Genomic DNA, 2,073 nt, shown 5'->3' on the forward strand with positions numbered 1-2,073 from the left:
CGACGGCAGTCCCGCGCGAACCTGCTCACGAGCGGCCGGCGCGAGGTCATCGATCTCGAACACGTCGCAATCACTCGGGGCGGTTTCCGGTGCCGTCAGTGTCAGTGCACCGTCGTCGCCGAGGCAACCGATGGAATGCACCGATTGCAGCGAGTAACCCAGGATCGAACCGGGCACGCCCCGCATCACTGCAACGCGGTTGTTGTCTTCACCGACGTAGTAGTTGTTCTTGATGGCTGCGTTCGCGACGAACGCGCCACCCACCAACAGCGCGACGAGGGCCACCGCCACCAAGGTCCAGCGAAGCTTGTGCGACTTCTTTTCCGGTACCGGGGGAGGGGTAGTGACCCGCTTGGGCGTCGACCGAGGTGGCCGCATCGCGGCAGCGCGGCCGGCAGCGGTGTTCGGCGGCGGAGCATCCTCTTCGTCCTCGGTGCTGGCCGCGCCACCCAGAATCGGCGAGCTCTGCCCGTAGTCGAGGTCGATGACATCGGCGACGACGACGGTGACGTTGTCGGGTCCGCCGCTTCGCAGAGCGAGTTCGATGAGTCGGTCGGCGGATTCTGCGCAGTCGCCCTCGTTCAACGTGTTCTCGATGGTTTCGTCACTGACGACGTCGGACAGGCCGTCCGAGCACAGCAGGTATCTGTCGCCGGCGCGCGCTTCGCGAACCGTCAGTGTCGGCTCGATCTCGTTTCCGGTGAGCGCCCGCATGATCAGCGACCGCTGCGGGTGGGTGTGCGCCTGTTCGGCGGTGATGCGCCCTTCGTCGACGAGCGACTGGACGAACGTGTCGTCGCGGGTGATCTGCGTCAGCTTCGTCTCACGCAGCATGTATGCGCGGGAGTCGCCGATATGGACGAGTCCGATCTTCCTGCCCGCGAACAGGATTGCGGTCAACGTCGTGCCCATACCGTCGAGCTCGGGTTCTTCCTCGACCTGATCGGCGATGGATGCGTTGCCCTCTCGGGTCGCCGCCTCGAGCTTGCCGAGAAGGTCGTCGCCCGGTTCGTCGTCGTCGAGATGGGCCAGAGCGGCGATCATCAGTTGCGATGCAACCTCGCCTGCAGCGTGGCCACCCATGCCGTCGGCAAGGGCGAGAAGACGCGCGCCTGCGTAGACCGAATCCTCGTTGTTCGAGCGAACCAGTCCGCGATCGCTGCGCGCTGCATAGCGGAGTACCAGGGTCACGGGCGCAGCTCTATCACGGTCTTACCGACACGGACCGGGGTACCGAGTGGGACGCGAACAGCCGTGGTCACCTTGGCGCGGTCGAGGTAGGTGCCGTTGGTGGAACCGAGGTCCTCGACATACCAGTCGCCGCCGCGCGGCGAGATGCGCGCGTGACGTGTCGACGCGTAGTCGTCGGTCAGCACCAGCGTCGAATCGTCGGCGCGGCCGATGAGCACCGGCTGAGTGCCGAGAGAAATTCTTGTTCCGGCGAGGCCGCCCTGTGTCACCACTAGATTCTTGGCAACCTTCTGTTTGTTGAACGACGGAAGAACTTTCGATCCACCGGAGTACCGCGCAGGCATTCGCATGCCGGATGCCGCATAGATATCACTTCGAAGAGTCCGAAGAACGGCCCAGACGAAGAACCACAGCAATAGCAGAAAACCCGCTCGGGTCAACTGCAGTATCAAACCCTGCACAGCCCTCCACCTCCTTCGCAACCGTTCTTGATCATCGCCGTCGAGCACACGGAAGAATCGACCGTATTTCCCAATTATGCGCACGCGAGGCGACACGACTTCTCACGCAGCATCCTAGAGTGAAGCTGCGTGTGTCGATCACCATACTGGTGACGTCGGTTAAACGATGCGGACGAGAATTTCGGAGTGTCCGGCCCTGATGACGTCGCCGTCGGCCAGTTGCCAGTCCTGAACCGGTGAGCCGTTGACCGTGGTGCCGTTGGTCGAACCAAGGTCCGACAGCATGGCTACACGTCCGTCCCAGCGGACCTCGACGTGGCGACGCGACACACCGGTGTCGGGGAGACGGAACTGGGCGTCCTGACCGCGACCGATGATGTTCTGACCGTCGCGAAGCTGGAAGTAGCGCCCACTGCCGTCT

At 63.5% G+C, this 2,073-nt stretch carries 3 protein-coding genes; all 3 read right to left on the reverse strand.

Annotated features, from left to right (window positions below; translation table 11 throughout):
- A partial coding sequence (locus A2J03_RS21725; protein ID WP_068378140.1) for a PP2C family protein-serine/threonine phosphatase occupies window positions 1-1,191 on the reverse strand: 1,191 nt, incomplete at its 3' end.
- Window positions 1,188-1,652 (reverse strand): FHA domain-containing protein FhaB/FipA, encoded by a 465-nt coding sequence (locus A2J03_RS21730; protein WP_020112263.1) that lies wholly within the window; start codon window positions 1,650-1,652, stop codon window positions 1,188-1,190. The genes A2J03_RS21725 and A2J03_RS21730, both read right to left, overlap by 4 nt.
- A 159-nt stretch (window positions 1,653-1,811) precedes the next feature.
- Window positions 1,812-2,073: FHA domain-containing protein (locus A2J03_RS21735; protein WP_156520510.1), on the reverse strand; the 262-nt coding region annotated here is incomplete at its 5' end.

The sequence above is a fragment of the Rhodococcus sp. EPR-157 genome (genome assembly GCF_001647195.1).
Classification (GTDB): domain Bacteria; phylum Actinomycetota; class Actinomycetes; order Mycobacteriales; family Mycobacteriaceae; genus Rhodococcoides.